Here is an 18,346-nt window from a genome sequence, read left to right as displayed (position 1 = left end):
CAGTGCGTCTGCGGGGGGCCACCGTCCTGGCCGCCGTCACCGTCGTCGTCGTCAGCGGCTGCAGCACCAGGGCGCCGGACGGCGGCGGCGGCGGGGGAGGCGAGGGCGGCGGCGACGTCGCCACCGACGTCGGGGTGGAGGGCACCACCATCCGGCTCGGGGTGCTCACCGACCTGACCGGCGTCTTCGCCGCGCTCGGCCAGGACATCACCAACGGCAACACCCTGTACTGGCAGGACAACCAGGTCTGCGACACCTACGACGTCGAGCTCGACGTCCAGGACACCGGCTACGTGCCGCAGACCGGCGTGCAGCTCTACAGCGCGATGGAGCCGAACATCCTCGCGATGCAGCAGACGATCGGGTCGCCGATCAACACCGCGCTGGCCGGGGACTACGAGAGCGACCAGATCGTCAACTTCCCGTCGGCCTGGGCGCGCACGCTCACCGAGATCCCCGGCACCGGCGTCCTCGGCGCCACCTACGACGTCGAGATCGCCAACGGCTACCAGTACCTGTTCGACCAGGGGCTGCTGCAGGACGGCGCCACGGTCGGGCACATCTACTTCGAGGGCGAGTACGGGGAGAACGGCCTGGCCGGCAGCGAGGCCGTCGCGGAGGCCCGCGGCCTGGAGGTGATCCCGGCGCAGATCAAGTCCACCGACCAGGACATGTCCGCGCAGGTCACCCAGTTCGCCTCGGCCGGCGTCGACGCGATCGTGCTCACCGTCGCGCCGACGCAGACCGCCTCGGTGGCCGCGGTGGCGCAGGCCCAGGGCCTCGACGTCCCGATCCTGGGCAGCAACCCGGTGTTCGCGCCGGGCCTGCTGCAGGGGGCCTCGGCGCAGTGGCTCAGGGACCACCTCTACGTGGCCTCGCCGGTCACCGCGTGGGACGCCCAGCCCGAGCTGCTCGAGCAGTACGAGGCGGCCTACCCGAACGTCACGCCGAGCCTCGGCGCGATCTTCGGCTACGCGATGGGCGACGTGATGAACCAGGTGCTCGACGCCGCCTGCGAGAGCGGCGACCTGACCCGCGAGGGCGTCGTCGCGGCGTTCGGCGAGCTGGAGGACGTCGACACCGGCGGCCTGCTGGTGCCCATCAACGGGTTCGAGACCGGCGTCTCGCCGAGCACGCAGAGCCTCATCCTGCGGCCGGCCGACGTCCCCGGCGGCGCCGAGGTCTACCAGGAGGGGTTCGAGGGCGAGCTGGCCGCCCAGCTCGGGGGCTGATCGGCGGCCCCCTCCGCCCCGGCCGGGGCGGAGGGGCCTCCCGGCCTACAGGCCCAGCCGCCTGGCGATGACCTCGTTCATGATCTCGGTGGTGCCGCCGCCGATGCCGAGGACCCGGGCGTCGCGGTAGTGGCGCTCCACCTCGGACTCCCGCATGTAGCCCAGCCCGCCGAAGACCTGCACCGCCTGGTCGACGACGGAGTCGCAGGCGGCCACGGCGGTGTTCTTGGCCATCGACACCTCGGTCACGACGTCCTCGCCGGCCAGCCAGCGCTGCATCACCGCGCGGGTGTAGGTGCGGGCGACGTCGACCTCCCGGGCCATCTCGGCGAGCTTGTGCCGGATGACCTGGCGGGAGGACAGCGGCCGGCCGAACGTCGACCGCTGCCGCACCCAGTCCAGCGCCAGGTCCAGGCAGCGCGCCGCGGTGGCGTAGGCCTGCACCGCCAGGCTCAGCCGCTCGGACTGGAACTGCCGCATGATCTGGACGAACCCGCTGCCCTCCGGCCCGACCAGGTTCGCCGCCGGCACCCGGACGCCGGTGAAGGACAGCTCCGCGGTGTCCGAGCAGCGCCAGCCCATCTTGTCCAGCCGCCGGCCGACGGTGAACCCCGGCGTGCCCTTGTCGACGACCAGCAGCGAGATGCCGGCGTGGCCCGGACCGCCGGTGCGGACGGCGGTGGTGACGAAGTCCGCCCGCACGCCGCTGGTGATGTAGGTCTTCGCGCCGTCGACGACGTACTCGTCGCCGTCGCGCACCGCCCGCGTCCGCAGCGACGCGACGTCGGAGCCGGCGTCGGGCTCGGTGACGCCGAGGGACCCGATGAGCTCCCCGGCGAGCGTCGGGCGGACGTAGCGGTCGACCAGGGCGGGGGAGCCGTCCGCGACGACGTGCGGCAGCGCGATGCCGTGGGTGAACAGGCTCGCCGCGACCCCGGTCGACCCGCCGCCGAGCAGCAGCTCCTCGGTGACGATCGCCGAGTCGATCGCGTCCCCGCCCCCGCCGCCGACCTCCTCCGGGAAGGCGACGCCGAGCAGCCCGGCGGCGGCCGCCCGGCGGTGCAGCTCCCGCGGCAGCTCGCCGGCGGTCTCCCACTCCTCGACGTGCGGCGCCACCTCGCGGGCGACGAAGTCGCGGGCCAGCCGCCGCAGCGCGACCCGCTCGGGGGTGGTCCAGGGGTCGGCGAGCGCGGCCGTCGTCACCGCTGCACGGCCTCCTCGGCGCCGCCGTACTCCTTGCGCAGCGTCGTCTTGAGCACCTTGCCGGTGGCGTTGCGCGGCAGCTCGGGCACGAACTCCACCCGGGTCGGGCACTTGAAGTGGGCCAGCCGCTCCCGGGCGTAGCCCAGCAGCCCCTCCGCGTCGGCCTCGGCGCCGTCGGCGAGGGCGACGACGGCGACCGGCGTCTCGCCCCAGCGCGGGTCGGGCACCCCGACGACGGCGACCTCGCGCACCGCCGGGTGCCGGTAGAGCACCTGCTCGACCTCGATCGGGTACACGTTCTCGCCGCCCGAGATGATCATGTCCTTCTTGCGGTCGACCAGGGTGACGAAGCCCTCGGCGTCCATCCGGCCCAGGTCGCCGGTGTGGAACCAGCCGTTGCGGAACGCCTCCGCCGTCGCCTCGGGCAGCCCCCAGTAGCCGGCGAACACGTTGGGCCCGCGGACCACCAGCTCGCCGACGACGTCGGTGGCGACGTCCCGGTCGTCCTCGTCGACGATCCGCGCCTCGACGTGCATGAGCGCCCGGCCGATCGAGCCGGCCTTCTCCTTGACGTGGTCGGCGTCGAGGATCGACACCGCCGGCGCGGTCTCGGTCATGCCGAAGCCCTCCTGGAAGGGCAGGCCCTTGCCCTGGAAGAACTCGATGACCGGCAGCGGGCACGGCGCGCCGCCGGTGACGGCCAGCTCCAGCGCCGACAGGTCGTGCCGGTCGAAGTCCGGGACCGCGGTCAGCGCGGCCCACATGGCCGGGACGAGGAACTGCACGGTCGCCCGCGACCGCGCCATCGCCTCGAGGGTCTGCGACGGGTCGAACGACGGCAGGACGACGTTGGTGCCGCCCAGGTAGAGCAGCGGCAGCGTGTGCACGCCCAGCCCGCCGATGTGGAACATCGGCGCGACCGTCACGGTCACGTCGCTCTCCCTGAGCCCGCGGCCGAACGACAGGACGTTGACGACGTTCCAGAAGTGGTTGTCGTGGGTGAGCATCGCCCCCTTGGGGCGCCCGGTCGTGCCGGAGGTGTACATCAGGCAGGACAGGTCGCCGCCGGAGACGTCGGTGCCCAGCGCCCGGGGCTCGCCGGAGGCCAGCAGCGGCTCGAAGGCGAGCTCGCCGTCGCCGGCCTCGCCGTCGGCCACCACCCGGTGGCGCACGCGGACCCCCTCGGCGCCCAGCGCGGCGCGGGCGACCGGCGCCAGGGGCCCGGACCACACGAAGACGTCGGCGCCGGAGTCGGCGAGCAGGTAGCTGACCTCCGGCGGCGCCAGGCGCAGGTTCATCGGCACGAAGACCGCGCCGAGCTTGGCGGTGGCGAACATCGTCTCGAGGAAGGCGGGGCTGTTGAGCAGCAGCCCGGCCACCCGGTCGCCCTGCCGGACGCCGAGGTCGCGCAGCGCGCGGGCGAGGGAGTCGGTGCGCCGGTCGAAGTCCGTGTAGGTGAGCCGCCGCTCCCCGAACACCAGGGCGGTGCGGTCCCCGGAGAGGAACGCCCGCCGCGTCGGCCAGCTGCCGATGCCCCTGTCCATGTCTGCCCTCTCCCGCGCTGCTGTGGCCTGGGTCACGGAGTCTGTCGAGGACCTGACGCGGTCGTCAACTGCCCGTGGCGTGTGTCAGGCTGCCCGGGCCCGAGGACGCGGAGGTGGGGCGATGACCGGCACGCAGGCCAGTCCGCAGCAGGACCAGCTCCCCGTGACCGACCGGGGACGGCGCACCCGGGCCGCGCTGCTGCAGGCCGGCCGGGAGCTGTTCGAGGAGCGCGGGTTCGCCGACGTCCGGATCGACGCGGTGTCCGAGCGGGCCGGCGTCTCGCACGGGACCTTCTACACCTGGTTCGACTCCAAGGAGTCGCTGCTGCGCGCGATCGTCGCGGTCGTGGTGGAGGACCTGTTCACCGCCACCGCGGTGGGCCCGCGGCTGCCGGCCGACGCCCCCTACGAGCGGATCGAGGCGGTCAACCGGCTGTACCTGACCGCCGTCACCCGGCACGCCCGGATCCTGCGCGTCCTGGACTCGCTGGCCGACACCCGCGAGGAGTTCCGGCGGCTGCGGGTCGACGTCCGGGAGGCCTTCGTGCGGCGCGGCATGGAGGGCCTGGAGCGGCTGCAGGAGCTGGGGCTGGCCGACGCCTCCCTGCCGCCGCGGGCCACGGCCAGCGCGCTCGGCGCGATGGTCGAGTCGTTCGCGCACCTGTGGCAGGACCCGGTGGAGGACCTCGACGAGGACGCCGCCGTCGAGGTGCTCACCCGGCTGTGGGCCGGCGCCATCGGCCTGCCCCGCTCGGCCTGGCCCGACCGCGGCACCGGCCGACCGGGCTGAGCTCAGGACACCCAGGACGGGCGGCGCTTCTCCAGCAGCGCGGCGATGCCCTCCCGCGCCTCGGCCGAGCCGAACCGCTCCGCCGACAGCGCCGCCGTCCGGGCGAGGTCCTCCCGCAGGTCGGCGCCGGGCAGCTCGCGCAGCAGCCGCTTGGTGACGGCGAGCGCCTCCGGCGCGCCGAGCGCCAGCTGCGCCACGAACCCGTCGACCGTGGCGTCGAGCTCGCCGTCGGCCACCGCGCGGTCGAGCAGGCCGGCCTCCCGCGCCCGGACGCCGTCGAAGGGCTCGCCGGTGAGGAACAGCTCGCGCGCCGCCCGCGGGTCCATCCGCCGCAGGCAGGGGACGGCGATGACCGCCGGCGCGACCCCGATGCGGACCTCGCTGAAGCCGAACGTCGCGCCGGCCGGGCCGACGGCGAGGTCGCAGGCCGCGATCAGCCCGAGCCCCCCGGCGCGGGCGGCGCCGTTGACCCGCGCCACCACGGGCTTCGGCCCATCCATGAGCAGGGTGAGGACCTCCGGCAGGCCGACCGGCCCGGGACCGCCGCCGGCCCGCTGCTCCTTGAGGTCGGCGCCGGAGCAGAACACCGGCCCGGCGCCGGTGAGCACCAGCACCCGCACCGCGTCGTCGGCGAGCGCGTCCTGCAGCGCGGCGTGCAGCTGCTCGAGCAGGGCCCGGGACAGCGCGTTGCGGTTGCGCGGGGAGTCCAGGGTCACCACCGCCGCCGGTCCGCGGCGGGCGGTGGTGACCAGGGGCGCGTCAGCCACGGAACTCGTCGCGCAGCTCGTGCTTCTGGATCTTGCCGGTGGCGGTCTTCGGCAGCCCGGTGCGGACCTCGATCCGCTTGGGCACCTGGAAGCCGGCCAGGTGCGCCCGGCAGTGGGCGAGCAGTCGTTCGGCCAGCGCGGCGGGGTCGGCGTCCGGGTCGGCCGGGACGACGACGCCGGTGACCGCCTCGCCCCAGCGGTCGTCGGGGACGCCGATCACCGCGGCCTCGACGATCTCCGGGGACGCGAGCAGCACCCGCTCCACCTCGACGGAGGAGACGTTCTCGCCGCCGGTCTTGACCATGTCCTTGACCCGGTCGGTGAACCACACGACGCCCTCGTCGTCGAGGTGGCCGACGTCGCCGCTGTGGAACCAGCCGTGCGCGAACGCGGCGGTGTTGGCCGCAGGGTTGTTCCAGTAGCCGCTCATCACGTGCGGGCCGCGGTAGACGATCTCGCCGGTCTCCCCGGGCGGCAGCAGCCGGCCCGCCGGGTCCATGACCCGGGTGTCGACGGTGACCGTGGACGGCCCCCACGACGCCGCCTTGGTCTCCTGGTGCGACGGCCACTGGAACACCGTCGCCGGCACGCACTCGGTCTGGCCGGAGCCCAGCAGCACTCTCGCGTTGGGGAACGCGGCGGCGATCGCGGTGATCCGCTCCTGCGGCATGGGGGCCATCGCGTAGATGCACAGCTGCACCGAGGACAGGTCCCGCGTCCGGATGCCCGGCGACGCCAGCAGCGCGGCGTACATCATCGGCAGCAGCATCAGGTGGGTGGCCCGGCGGCGCTCGACCACCTCGAGGAAGGCCTCGGGGTCGAAGCCGCCGGGCAGCACCGCGGTGCCGCCGGTGAGCAGGACCGGCAGCAGCAGGGTGTCCAGCGCGGTGGTGTGGAACAGCGGCAGCACGATCGGCAGCACGGAGAACTCGTCGCCGCGCCGGTGGCCGATCTGCAGCGCGTTGCTCAGCACGCCGACGTGCACCGCCAGGTGGCTGGTCAGCACGCCCTTGGGCCGCGCGGTGGTGCCCGAGGTGTACAGGCAGTGCACGGTGTCGCGGTCGTCGACGAGCACCCGCACCGGCGTCGGGTCGGCGGCGACGTCGTCCCAGCGCAGCACCTCCCGCCCGGCGACCTGCGCAGGCGGCGTGTCGCCGGTGACGACCACCCGGGTGACGGCGGGCAGCCCGGGCAGCACGGCCTCCAGCAGCGGCAGGAACACCGGGTCGGCGACGACGGTCGCGGTGCCGGAGTCGGCGAGGATCCATCCGACGTCCTCCGGCGCCAGCATCAGGTTGACCGGCAGCGCGACCAGCCCGGCCTTCGCGCAGCCGAAGAAGCTCGCGGCGAACCGCCACGAGTTGCCGAGCAGGAAGGCGACCGGCTCCTGGTGGCCCACGCCGGCGTCGAGCAGGCCGCGGCCGAAGGCCTCGGCGGCGGCGTCGAGGCGGGCGTAGGTGACCTCCTCCTCGCCGTCGACGATGGCGGTGCGGCCGGCGAACAGCTGCGCGGAACGGGTGAGCATGTCGCCCACCGAGAACCGGGTGGCGAGGTTGAGCTCCAGGGGGTCGATCCCGGACAGGTCAGGACGCACCGCGGTCTCCTCCGCTCTCGGGGGCTGTGGGGGTGACGACCGCGAGGACCGCGCCCGTCTCCACCTGCGCGCCCACGTCGGCGTGCAGGGAGGTGACCACCCCGTCGGCCGGTGCGACCACGGGGTGCTCCATCTTCATGGCCTCGAGGACCAGCACCAGCTGCCCGGCGCGGACCTCGTCGCCCTCGGCCACGGCCACCCGCGTGACGGCGCCGGGCATGCCGGCGGTCAGCGAGCCGGGCGCGACCGCGGCGGACGGCTCGGGGAACCGCGGCAGCTCGGTGAACGCCGTCGCGCCGTCGGGGCCGTCGACCCAGCTGCGGTCGCCGTCCACGTGCACCTCGTGGGTGCCGCGCAGCCCGCCGGTCTCGACGACGAGCCGGACCCGGCCGGGGCCGGTCACCGCCGTGCCGAGGACGGCGAGGTCCACCGGCTCGCCGTCCACGTCGGCGGTGACGCCGCCGCGGTGCAGCCGGTAGCGCACGGTGCCGGCGTCGAAGGCGGTGGTCTGCGGCACCGTCGGGTTGTTGCGCCAGCCCGAGGGCAGGCCGGCCAGCACCGGCGCGGCCGCCCGCCGCAGCGCCGCTCCCGCGAGCGCGGCGACGACGGCGTGCACGCGGCGCCCGGCGTCGTCGACCAGCGGCGCGGCGAGGACGTCGAGGCCGTGCCGGTCCAGGAAGCCGGTGTCGGTCTCCCCGGCGAGGAACGCCTCGGACCGCAGCACCCGCACGAGCAGGTCGCGGTTGGTGGCGACGCCGTGCAGCCGGGCCCGGGCGAGGGCGCCGGCCAGCGCGAGCGCCGCCGACGTGCGGTCCGGCGCCCAGGCGACGACCTTGGCCAGCATCGGGTCGTAGTGCACGCCGACGTCGTCGCCCGCGCGGAAGCCGCTGTCCAGCCGGATCCCCGGCCCGGGCGGCGTGCGGAACTCGGCGTCGGCGGCGAGCGCGAACCCGGCCAGCCGGCCCGACTGCGGCAGCCAGTCGCGCGCCGGGTCCTCGGCGTACAGGCGCACCTCGATCGCGGCGCCGGACAGCGTCGGCGAGACCGCCTCCGGGGGCAGCGGGCGCCCGGCGGCGACGTCGAACTGCAGCCGGACCAGGTCCAGGCCGGTGACCGCCTCGGTGACCGGGTGCTCGACCTGCAGCCGGGTGTTCATCTCGAGGAACCAGAACTCGCCGCCCTCGTCGAGCAGGAACTCCACGGTGCCCGCGCCGACGTAGCCGATCGCCCGCGCGGCGGCCACGGCGGCGTCCTGCAGCCGCTGCCGCAGCTCCGGCCCGACGGCGGGGGAGGGCGCCTCCTCGACCACCTTCTGGTGCCGGCGCTGGATGGAGCACTCCCGCTCGAACAGCGCCACGGTGTGCCCGTGCCGGTCGCCGAACACCTGCACCTCGACGTGCCGCGGGCGCTCGACCAGCCGCTCGAGGAACACCGTGCCGTCGCCGAACGCCGACGCCGCCTCGCGGCCGGCGCCCTCGACGGCCTCGGCGAGCTCCTCCGGCCCGCGGACGGTGCGCATGCCGCGCCCGCCGCCGCCGAAGGAGGCCTTGACCAGCAGCGGCCAGCCCACCTCCCCGGCGGCCTTCTCCAGCGTGTCCCCGGACAGGCCGGTGGCGTCCACGCTCGGCAGCACCGGCACCCCGGCCCGGGCCATGAGCTCCTTGGCGGCGAGCTTGCTGCCCATCGCCTCCACGGCGTCCGGGTCCGGCCCGACGAACACCAGCCCGGCGCCCTGCACGGCGCGGGCGAAGTCCGCGTTCTCGGAGAGGAAGCCGTAGCCGGGGTGCACGCAGTCGGCGCCGGCGCGCAGCGCGGCGGCCACCACGAGGTCGGCGCGCAGGTAGGTCTCGGCGGGCGTGTTCCCGGGCAGCCGGACCGCGACGTCGGCCTCGGCCACGAACGGCGCCCCGGCGTCGGCGTCGGAGTGCACGGCGACCGTGCGCAGGCCCATCGCGCGGGCGGTGGCGAACACGCGCCGGGCGATCTCGCCGCGGTTGGCGACCAGCACGCACGTGAGGGCGCGGCTCACAGCCGGAACACCCCCCATCCGTCGTGCAGTCCTCTCACCGGCGCGTTGTGGACCGCCGACAGGGCGAGCCCGAGGACGGTGCGGGTGTCGCGGGGGTCGATGATCCCGTCGTCGTAGAGCCGGCCGGAGAGGAACAGCGCCAGCGACTCGGCCTCGATCTGCTGCTCCACCGCCGCGCGCATCGCGGCCGCGGCCTCCTCGTCGTAGTCGCGGCCGCGGGCCCGGGCGCTGGCCCGGCCGACGATGTCCAGCACGCCGGCCAGCTGTGCCGGGCCCATGACCGCGCTCCTGGCGTTGGGCCAGGTGAACAGGAAGCGGGGCTCGTAGGCGCGGCCGCACATGCCGTAGTTGCCGGCGCCGTAGGAGGCGCCGATGTTGACGGTGAGGTGCGGGACGGTGCTGTTGGAGACGGCGTTGATCATCTGCGAGCCGGCCTTGATGATCCCGTCCTGCTCGTACTCGGTGCCGACCATGTAGCCGGTGGTGTTCTGCAGGAACAGCAGCGGGGTGTCGGTCTGGTTGGCCAGCTGGATGAACTGCGCGGCCTTCTCCGCGTCCTGCCGGAACAGCACGCCGCGGGCGTTGGCCAGCACGCCGACCGGGTAGCCGTGGATGCTCGCCCACCCGGTGACCAGCGAGGTGCCGTAGAGCGGCTTGTGCTCGTCGAACCGGCTGCCGTCGACGACCCGGGCGAGGACGTCGCGCGGGTCCAGCGGCTGCCGCAGGTCGGCGGGGGCGAGGTCGAGCAGCTCCTCGGGGTCGTGCAGCGGCGGGTCGGCCGGCCGGGAGGGGCCGGGGCCCTGCTTGCGCCAGTTGAGGTTCCGCACGATCCGCCGGCCGATCCGGATGGCGTCGACCTCGTCGACGGCGAGGTGGTCGGCGCTGCCGGAGACCCGCGCGTGCATCGCCGCGCCGCCGAGGGACTCCTCGTCGGCGTCCTCGCCGGTGGCCATCTTCACCAGCGGCGGCCCGGCGAGGAACACCTTGCTGCGGTCCTCGATCATCACGACGTGGTCGCTCATCCCGGGCACGTAGGCGCCGCCGGCGGTGCTGTTGCCGAAGACCAGCGCGACGGTCGGGATGCCCGCGGCCGAGAGCTGGGTGAGGTCGCGGAAGCCGCGGCCGCCGGGGATGAAGATCTCCGACTGGGTGGGCAGGTCGGCGCCGCCGGACTCCACGAGGCTGACGAACGGCAGCCGGTTGACCCGCGCGATGTCGTGCGCCCGGGCGGACTTGCGCAGCGTGTACGGGTTGGACGTGCCGCCGCGCACGGTCGGGTCGTTGGCCGACACCACCACCTCGACGCCCTCGACGACGCCGATGCCCGTGACCGTGCTCGCCCCGACCGGGAAGTCGGTGCCCCACGCGGCGTAGGGGGACAGCTCCAGGAACGGGCTGTCGCGGTCCAGCAGCAGCTCGATCCGCTCGCGCGCGGTGAGCTTGCCGCGCTGCCGGTGCCGGGCCAGCGCCTTCTCGCCGCCGCCGGCGGTGGCCAGCCGGAGCTGCTCCTCCAGCTCGGCCAGCCGCTCGAGCATCGCGGCGCGGTTGCCCGCGGCGCGGTCGTCCAGGACCGTCATCCGTCTCCCTCCGGGGGCAGCAGGCGCTCGGGGACGTCGACCACGCGGGAGCGCAGCCACTCGCCCACGGCCTTGGCCTGCGGGTCGAACCGGGTCCCGGCGGCGACGCCGTCGCCGAGCAGCCCCGGCAGCTGGAACAGCAGCGCCCGCAACCCGGGCAGCAGCTCGCGGGTGACCGGCAGCGCGGCGGCCTCGGGGAGCAGCGCGCGCAGCCGGTCGGGGGTCAGGAAGGCGGCCAGCCAGACGTAGCCGTCGTCGTCGCGGGCCCAGACCCCGAGGGTGGCCGCGCCGCCCTTGTCGCCGCTGCGGGCGCCGGCGACCCGGCCCAGCGGCACGCGGCGGGTCGGGCCGTCGTCGGCCCAGGCGGGCGGCCCGGGCGGCTCCGGGACGTCGGCGGCCCCTGCGGCGGGGACGGCCGACGGCAGGGTCTCGGTGGTCCCGTCGGGCAGCCCGACCACCTGCGGCACCTCACCGGCCGGCACCCACGCGGCGGAGTAGACGCCGTACGGGGTCGGGCTCGGCGGCGCGGAGGTGGCGTGGAAGCCGGGGATGCTGGCCAGGCCCAGCTCGATCACCGGCACGGTGAACGCCTTGCCCACCCGGCGTCGGTCGCGGTCCTTGACCGTGACGTGCAGCAGCGCCGCGGCCTCCTCCTGCACGCCGGCGTCGGGGGAGTCGGTGCGGGCCAGGGTGACGGTGACGTCCTCGACGCCGGCCAGCGCCGGGGCCAGCTGGCGGCGCAGCAGCTCCGCCTTGCGCTCGACCTCCAGCCCGGTCAGCGGCAGCGTCATCGCGTTGCGGAAGCCGCCGAGCCGGTTGACCGCCACCTTGAGCAGCCCCGCAGGTGGCAGCCCGCGCGCGCCGGAGACCTCCACCCGGTCGGGGCCGGCCTGCCGCAGCCGCAGCGTGTCGAAGCGGGTGACGACGTCCGGCCCGCCGTAGCGGCTGCCGGTGAGCTCGTAGAGCAGCTGCTCGGTGACCGTCCCGACCGTCACCGCGCCGCCGGTGCCGGGGTGCTTGGTGATCACCGACGTGCCGTCGGCGGCGATCTCGGCCAGCGGGAAGCCGGCGTGGTCCAGTGCCGCGGGGTCGGCGTCGAGCAGCTCGGCGAAGAAGCTGTAGTTGCCGCCGGTGGCCTGCGCGCCGCACTCGAGCACGTGCCCGGCCACGGTCGCGCCGGCCAGCGCGTCCCAGTCGTCCGCACCCCAGCCGTGGTGCCAGGCCGCGGGCCCGACGACGAGGCTCGCGTCGGTGACCCGCCCGGTGACGACGACGTCGGCGCCGGCCTGCAGCGCCCGCACGATGCCGCGGCAGCCGAGGTAGGCGTTGGCGGTGAGCGCGTCGTCCACGTCGTGGTCGCCGGGCGGGCGGTCGCCGGCGCGCAGCCGGCCGCGGAGGTCGCCGAGGCGGGGGAGCAGGTCGTCCCCGCTCACGGTGGCGACCCGCACCGGGAGCCCGAGCCGCTCCCCGAGCGCGGTGACCGCGGCGGCCAGGCCCCGCGGGTTCAGCCCGCCGGCGTTGGCCACGACCCGGACGCCGCGCTCCAGCGCGGTGCCCAGGCACTCCTCCAGCTGGGACAGGAAGCTGCGCGCCCACCCGGCGGACGGGTCCTCGGCCTTCTGCCGGCCGAGGATGAGCATGGTCAGCTCGGCCAGGTAGTCGCCGGTGAGGACGTCGACCTCACCGCCGTCGAGCATCTCGCGCATGGCCGCGTGCCGGTCGCCGTAGAACCCGGACACGTTGGCCACCCGCAGCGGCGCCGTCACCGCAGCGGCTCCCGCCCGGCGCCGGGCGGGCCGGCGAAGGCCTGCGCGATGCCCGCCCACTCCCGCGCGGCCGGCCCGGTCACCTCGAGGTCCAGGTCGTCGCGGTGCCGGCGCTGGGTGACCAGCAGGCAGAAGTCGAGCGCGGTCCCGCGGACGACGTCGGCGGCGTCGCCGGGCCCCCAGGTCCAGGACTCCCCGCCGGGGCCGGTCAGCTCCACCCGCACCGGGCGGTCGGGCACCGGCAGGCCGCGGACGGCGTAGGCGAACGGCCGCGCGCGCACGCCGATCTCGGCGACCGACCGCAGCCGCGCGGTCGGCTCCCGGGTCTGGCCGAGCGCGTCCACGACGTCCTGCCCGTGCGCCCAGGTCTCCATCAGCCGGGCCGTGACGAACGACGCCGGACTCATCGGCGGCCCGAACCACGGCACCCGGACGCCGGGGTCGGCGGCCCGCAGCGCCGCGGCGAGCGCCGCCCGTCCCGACCGCCAGGCGGCGAGCACGTCGGCCGGGGGATCGGCGCGGCCCTCGCGGGTCAGCCGCTCCACGTAGTCGCCGGCGCCCTCCCCGAGGCCGGCCACCAGCGCGGCGAACCCGGCGGGGTCGGTGACGGCGAGCAGCGCGTCCCGGTCGAAGAACCGCAGGTGGTTGACGGTGTCGCGGACGTCCCAGCCGGCCGCGGGGGTCGGGGTCAGCCAGGCGGCGTCGTCGAGCGGGGCGACGCGCGCGTCGAGGTCGGCGGACTCGGCGTCGAGGTCGTCGACCAGCGCCTGCAGCAGCGGGGCGCCGCTCACGCGTCGAACCCGTCCATCCGGGCCAGCACCTGCAGCATCACCTCGTCGGCGCCGCCGCCGATCGAGGCCAGCCGGCTGTCCCGGAAGAACCGGGAGGTCCAGGTCTCCTCCATGTAGCCCATGCCGCCGTGGAACTGCAGGCAGGCGTCGGCCACCTCGCGCAGCAGCCGGCCGGCGGTCAGCTTGGCCACCGTGGCCGCCCGGGTGGTGTCCTCGCCGTCCACGTAGGCCTGCGCGCACGCGTAGTTGTGCGACTGCAGCAGGTCGACCTGCGCCGACAGCTCGGTCAGCCGGAAGACGACGTACTGGTTGGCCGCGAGCGGCCGGCCGAACGCCTGCCGCTGCCGGAGGTGCTCGCGGGTGCGCTCCAGCGCGTGCCGGCAGCTGCCCACCGCGCCGTAGGCGGCGAACATCCGCTCGACGACGAACTGCGCCATCTGCTGCTGGAAGCCGCGGCCGACCGTGCCGATCGTGTTCGACACCGGCACCCGCACGTCGTCGAAGAACAGCTCGGCGGTGTCGGAGGAGCGGTTGCCGAGCTTGTCCAGCTTCCGGGAGACGGAGAACCCGGGGGTGTCGGTGGGGACGACGATCTGGCTCATCCCGCGGTGGCCGCCCTCGTCGGAGGTGCGCGCCAGCAGGCACAGCCAGTCGGCCTGGGTGCCGTTGGTGATGTAGAGCTTGCTGCCGTTGACCACCCACTCGTCGCCGTCCCGCACCGCGCGGGTGCGCAGCCCGGCGACGTCGGAGCCGGCGCCGGGCTCGGTGACGGCGATCGAGCAGACCGCGGTGCCGCGGATCGCGGGTTCCAGGTAGCGGCGCTTGAGCTCGTCGCTGCCGAACTCGTGCAGCGACGGCGTGGCCATCATCGTCTGCACGCCGATCGCCATCGGGACGCCGGCGCAGCCGGACCGGTGCAGCTCCTCGCAGAGGATGACGCTGAACAGGTGGTCGGCGCCCTGCCCGCCGTACTCGGGGTCGTACTCCAGGCCCAGCAGGCCGAGCTCGCCGAGCTTCGGGAACAGCTCGTGCGCCGGGAAGGTGCCGGCCCGCTCCCACTCGTCGACGTGCGGGGCGATCTCCCGCTCGACGACGTCGCGCACCGTCTTCCGGAACGCGGCGTGCTCGCTGGTGAAGCGCATGGGGACCCCCGGCGGAGGCGGCGCGGCGCGGGCCGCGACCGGACTTGACGACGGCGTCAGGTCTATCAGGATGGTGTGACCTGCACAACGATCGGTCGGGCCGACGGGAGGACGCGCGATGAGGCTGGGGCTGTCGCTGGGCTACTGGGGCGCCGGCCCGCCGCCGGGTCAGGCGGAGCTGGTCGCGCTCGCCGAGGACCTCGGCTTCGACTCGGTGTGGACGGCGGAGGCCTACGGGTCCGACGCGCTCACCCCGCTGGCGTGGCTGGGCAGCCGGACGACGCGGCTGCGGCTGGGCACCGGCGTCGTCCAGGTGTCGGCGCGCACCCCGACCGCCACCGCCATGGCCGCGCTCACGCTGGACCACCTCTCCGGCGGCCGCTTCGTCCTCGGCCTGGGCGTCTCCGGACCCCAGGTGGTCGAGGGCTGGTACGGCCAGCCCTATCCCCGACCGCTGGCACGGACGCGCGAGTACGTGGCGGTGCTCCGGCAGGCCTTCGCCCGCGAGGTGGTCCGCCTCGACGGCGAGCAGTACCGCATCCCGTTCCCCGGCGGCACGGGGCTGGGCAAGGCGCTGCGGCCGACCGTCCACCCGCTGCGCGCGGACCTCCCGATGCTGCTCGCCGCGGAGGGCCCGAAGAACGTCGCGCTGGCCGCGGAGGTCGCCGACGGCTGGATCCCGCTGTTCTACTCGCCGCACGACGACGCCCACTACCGCGCGGCGCTGGCCGAGGGCTTCGCCCGCCCCGGCGCCCGCCGGACCGCGGACGACTTCGAGGTGGCGTGCACGGTGCCGGTGGAGGTCGACGACGACGTCGACGCCGCGGCCGACCGGGTGCGCCCGATGCTCGCGCTCTACGTCGGCGGCATGGGCGCCCGCGGGGTGAACTTCCACTACGAGGTCTTCGCCCGGATGGGGTTCGAGGCTGAGTGCGCCCGCATCCAGGAGCTCTACCTGTCCGGCGCCAAGGCCGAGGCGGTCGCGGCCGTGCCGCTGGCGATGGTGGAGAAGGTGGCCCTCGTCGGGCCGCGGGCCAAGATCGCCGACGACCTCGCGGCGTGGGAGGCGTCGCCGGTCACCACGATGCTCGTCTCCGGACCGCCGGAGACGCTGCGGACGATGGCCGAGCTGGTGGGCTGAGTGCCGGGAGGCCGGGTGGCGGTCCGCCGCCCGGGTGCCACGATGCGGGGCGTGGCAGCGACCGGCGGCACCGCGTTCGTCCTCGGCGGCGGGGGAGTGCTCGGCGCGGCCGAGGTCGGCATGCTGGGGGCGCTGCTCGAGCGCGGCGTCCGGCCCGACCTGGTCGTGGGCACCTCGGTGGGCGCGATCAACGGCGCGCTCGTCGCCGCCGACCCGACGCCGGCCGCGGTGGACCGGCTGCGCGCGGTGTGGGAGGAGCTGGCCTCCCGGCGGGTGTTCGCCGGGTCGGTGCTCGGCCGGGTCGGCACGCTGGTCCGGACCCGCACGCACCTGCACCCGCGCGAGCCGCTGCGGGAGATGCTCGAGGACGCCCTGCCGGTGTCGACGTTCGAGGAGCTCCCCGTCCCGTTCCAGTGCGTCGCGGCGAGCATCGAGCGGGCGGCCGAGCACTGGTTCACCGACGGCGACCTGGTCGACGCGGTGCTCGCCTCCTGCGCCGTCCCCGGGCTGCTGCCGCCGGTGGAGGTCGACGGCGAGCACTACCTCGACGGCGGCCTGGTGCACAGCATCCCGGTCGGCCGCGCGGTGACGCTGGGCGCCGGCACCGTCTACGTGCTGCACGTCGGGCGGATCGACCGGCCGCTGTCCCCGCCGGCCCGGCCGTGGGAGGTCGCCACGGTCGCCTTCGAGATCGCCCGCCGGCATCGGTTCACCACCGACCTCGCCACGCTGCCGGAGGGGGTCACGGTGCACGTGCTGCCCGCCGGGGACCCGGACCCGCCGGGGGCGGCCAACCTGCGCTACCGCGACTTCTCCGGCGTACCGGCCCGCATCGAACGGGCCCGCGCCGCGGCGGGGGAGTACCTGGACCGGGTCGCCGCCGGCCCGGGCGGGGGAGTCTGAGGTGCTGCCCCCGCGCCGCGTCCGCCGGGTCGCCGGCCCGCTCCTGGTCGGCGTGCTCGCGCTCGCCGTCCTCCTGCTGCCGGTGCTCGCCGTCGTGGCGGTGCTCGTCTCGTTCTTCCTGCCCGGGCGGCTGCGCGCGCTGCGGCTGCTGTGCTTCGGGCTGGTCTACCTCGGCCTCGAGGTGGCCGGGCTGGCCGCCGCGGCGGTGCTGTGGGTGGCCGCCGGCTTCGGCCGCCGGCTGGACTCCCCGCGCTCCCGGGCGGCGCACTACACGGTGCTGCGGGTGCTGCTCGACGTGCTCATGCGGACCGCGCAGCGGCTGTTCGCGCTGCGGCTGGTCACCGACGGGGAGTCCTGGTCGCCGCTGGACGACGGCGTGCCCGGCTCGACCAACGCCATGGTGGTCCTCTCCCGGCACGCCGGCCCCGGCGACTCGTTCCTGCTGGTGCACACGCTGATGAACCGCGACCACCTGCGCCAGCCGCGGATCGTGCTCAAGGACGTGCTGCAGCTGGACCCGCTGGTCGACGTCTACCTCAACCGGCTGCCCAACTCCTTCGTCTCCGCCGACCCGACGGCCGGGCGGAGCCCGGAGGAGGCCATCGGCGACCTCGCCCGCGACCTGGGCGAGGAGGACGCGCTGCTGATCTTCCCCGAGGGCGCGAACTACACGCCGCGGCGCAAGGTGCGGGCCGTCCAGCGGCTGCGCGAGCGCGGGCTGCTGGCGGCCGTGCGGCGGGCGGAGGCGATGCGGAACCTGCTGCCCCCGCGCCCCGGCGGCGTCGTCGCGGCGCTGCAGGCGGCCCCGCACGCCGACGTCGTCCTCGTCGCGCACACCGGGCTGGAGCACCTGAGCACGGTCCGGGACGTGTGGCGGGGGCTGCCCATCGACAAGACGCTGCACCTGCGGTGGTGGTTCATCCCGGCCGCGGAGGTGCCGCGCGGCGAGGCGGAGCTGACCGACTGGCTCTACCGCTGGTGGGAGACCATCGACGACTGGATCAGCACGACCTCGGCGACGGTCAGATGACCGATGCCCCGCCGTCCGCGGGGCAACGAGCGTGGGAGGCGGACCCCGCACCCCCGAGGAGGTCGTCGTGACCGGTGCCCCTCCCGTCCCCACCGTCGTGCTGGTGCACGGCGCGTTCGCCGACAGCTCCGGGTGGAACGGCGTGATCGCGCGCCTGTTCGCGGCCGGCGTCCGCGCGCAGGCGGTGGCCAACCCCCTGCGCGGGATCCCCGCCGACACCGAGTACGTCGCGGCCGCCCTGCAGCAGGTCCCGGGCCCGGTGCTCGCCGTCGGCCACTCCTACGGGGGCGCGGTGGTCACCAACGCCGCCGCCCGCGCGGACGACGTGGTCGGCCTCGTCTACGTCGCGGCGTTCGCGCCCGACGAGGGCGAGCTCCTCGCCGACGTCGAGGGCGGGTCGGTCGACAGCGTCCTGATGGGCGCGCTCGAGGAGCGCTCCTACCCGACCCCCGAGGGGCCGCGGACGGAGTGGGTGATCCGCGCCGACCGCTTCCACGACGCCTTCGCCGCGGACCTCCCGTCCGCGGTGACCGCCGTGATGGCCGCGACCCAGCGGCCGGTGTCGGTGCTCGGCTTCACCGTGCCGAGCGGGACCCCGGCCTGGCGCACCCTGCCGTCGTGGGCCGTGGTGCCGACCGGCGACCGGGCCGCCGGCACCGACGTGCTGCGCGCCATGGCCCGGCGGGCCGGCGCGGACGTCGTCGAGACCGAGGGCTCGCACGCGGTCATGATCTCGCAGCCGCAGGTGGTGGCCGACGTCATCCTGCGGGCGCTGGACTCGCTCGCCCGCGGCGTGACCCCGCCGGTGCCGGCCGGCGTCTGACCGCGGCCGCCGGC

The 18,346-nt window shown here is 75.5% G+C and carries 15 protein-coding genes; 6 read left to right on the top strand and 9 right to left on the bottom strand.

The features are described 5' to 3' along the window. Window positions 1–2 precede the first annotated feature (2 nt). Window positions 3–1,232 (top strand): ABC transporter substrate-binding protein, encoded by a 1,230-nt coding sequence (locus tag ACI8AK_RS19415; protein WP_456957603.1) that lies wholly within the window; start codon window positions 3–5, stop codon window positions 1,230–1,232. Window positions 1,233–1,277: 45 nt separating this feature from the next. Here ACI8AK_RS19415 and ACI8AK_RS19410 read toward each other — a convergent pair whose 3' ends face one another. Continuing rightward, window positions 1,278–2,435 (bottom strand): acyl-CoA dehydrogenase family protein, encoded by a 1,158-nt coding sequence (locus ACI8AK_RS19410; RefSeq protein WP_456957601.1) that lies wholly within the window; start codon window positions 2,433–2,435, stop codon window positions 1,278–1,280. Further along, window positions 2,432–3,979 (bottom strand): acyl-CoA synthetase, encoded by a 1,548-nt coding sequence (locus tag ACI8AK_RS19405; protein WP_456949878.1) that lies wholly within the window; start codon window positions 3,977–3,979, stop codon window positions 2,432–2,434. Before ACI8AK_RS19405 ends, ACI8AK_RS19410 begins: the two co-directional genes overlap by 4 nt. 121 nt (window positions 3,980–4,100) lie before the next feature. Between ACI8AK_RS19405 and ACI8AK_RS19400 the strand changes: the two genes are divergently transcribed. Next, the gene (locus ACI8AK_RS19400) at window positions 4,101–4,769 is read left to right on the top strand and encodes a TetR/AcrR family transcriptional regulator (protein ID WP_456957599.1); all 669 of its coding nucleotides are present in this window, start codon (window positions 4,101–4,103) and stop codon (window positions 4,767–4,769) included. Between the two features lie 2 nt (window positions 4,770–4,771). Here ACI8AK_RS19400 and ACI8AK_RS19395 read toward each other — a convergent pair whose 3' ends face one another. The 7 genes from ACI8AK_RS19395 to ACI8AK_RS19365 are packed head-to-tail and all read right to left on the bottom strand — an operon-like array spanning window position 4,772 to window position 14,435. Further along, on the bottom strand, window positions 4,772–5,536 hold the full coding sequence (locus tag ACI8AK_RS19395; RefSeq protein WP_456957597.1) for an enoyl-CoA hydratase-related protein: 765 nt from the start codon (window positions 5,534–5,536) through the stop codon (window positions 4,772–4,774). Beyond that, window positions 5,529–7,130: a class I adenylate-forming enzyme family protein gene (locus tag ACI8AK_RS19390; protein ID WP_456957596.1), complete on the bottom strand. Its 1,602-nt coding sequence runs from the start codon at window positions 7,128–7,130 to the stop codon at window positions 5,529–5,531. The genes ACI8AK_RS19395 and ACI8AK_RS19390 overlap by 8 nt, the downstream gene beginning before the upstream one ends. Continuing rightward, window positions 7,120–9,159, bottom strand: a complete 2,040-nt coding sequence (locus ACI8AK_RS19385) for an ATP-binding protein (protein ID WP_456957594.1) — start codon at window positions 9,157–9,159, stop codon at window positions 7,120–7,122. Before ACI8AK_RS19385 ends, ACI8AK_RS19390 begins: the two co-directional genes overlap by 11 nt. After that, entirely contained in the window at window positions 9,156–10,736 is a 1,581-nt protein-coding gene (locus ACI8AK_RS19380; protein WP_456957592.1) for an acyl-CoA carboxylase subunit beta, read from the bottom strand. The genes ACI8AK_RS19385 and ACI8AK_RS19380 overlap by 4 nt, the downstream gene beginning before the upstream one ends. Continuing rightward, entirely contained in the window at window positions 10,733–12,502 is a 1,770-nt protein-coding gene (locus ACI8AK_RS19375; RefSeq protein WP_456957590.1) for an acyclic terpene utilization AtuA family protein, read from the bottom strand. The genes ACI8AK_RS19380 and ACI8AK_RS19375 overlap by 4 nt, the downstream gene beginning before the upstream one ends. Continuing rightward, on the bottom strand, window positions 12,499–13,293 hold the full coding sequence (locus ACI8AK_RS19370) for a TIGR03084 family metal-binding protein (RefSeq protein ID WP_456957588.1): 795 nt from the start codon (window positions 13,291–13,293) through the stop codon (window positions 12,499–12,501). Before ACI8AK_RS19370 ends, ACI8AK_RS19375 begins: the two co-directional genes overlap by 4 nt. Further along, entirely contained in the window at window positions 13,290–14,435 is a 1,146-nt protein-coding gene (locus tag ACI8AK_RS19365; RefSeq protein WP_387988996.1) for an acyl-CoA dehydrogenase family protein, read from the bottom strand. The genes ACI8AK_RS19370 and ACI8AK_RS19365 overlap by 4 nt, the downstream gene beginning before the upstream one ends. Window positions 14,436–14,553: 118 nt before the next feature. Here ACI8AK_RS19365 and ACI8AK_RS19360 point away from each other — a divergent pair, with 118 nt between their 5' ends. The 4 genes from ACI8AK_RS19360 to ACI8AK_RS19345 all read left to right on the top strand — a co-directional run bounded on the left by ACI8AK_RS19360 (window position 14,554) and on the right by ACI8AK_RS19345 (window position 18,332). Beyond that, a complete protein-coding gene (locus ACI8AK_RS19360) occupies window positions 14,554–15,576 on the top strand; it encodes an LLM class F420-dependent oxidoreductase (protein WP_456957586.1) in 1,023 nt (340 codons plus the stop codon). A 51-nt stretch (window positions 15,577–15,627) separates the two neighbouring features. Continuing rightward, complete coding sequence (locus tag ACI8AK_RS19355) at window positions 15,628–16,479, top strand: patatin-like phospholipase family protein (RefSeq protein WP_387989000.1); 852 nt, start codon at window positions 15,628–15,630, stop codon at window positions 16,477–16,479. Between the two features lies 1 nt (window position 16,480). Then, on the top strand, window positions 16,481–17,509 hold the full coding sequence (locus tag ACI8AK_RS19350; protein ID WP_456957584.1) for a lysophospholipid acyltransferase family protein: 1,029 nt from the start codon (window positions 16,481–16,483) through the stop codon (window positions 17,507–17,509). A gap of 67 nt (window positions 17,510–17,576) precedes the next feature. Further along, a complete protein-coding gene (locus ACI8AK_RS19345; protein WP_387989004.1) occupies window positions 17,577–18,332 on the top strand; it encodes an alpha/beta fold hydrolase in 756 nt (251 codons plus the stop codon). Window positions 18,333–18,346: the final 14 nt, after the last annotated feature.

It is taken from the genome of Geodermatophilus sp. SYSU D00867 (genome assembly GCF_054050315.1).
This window is presented reverse-complemented; position numbering and strand designations above follow the sequence as displayed.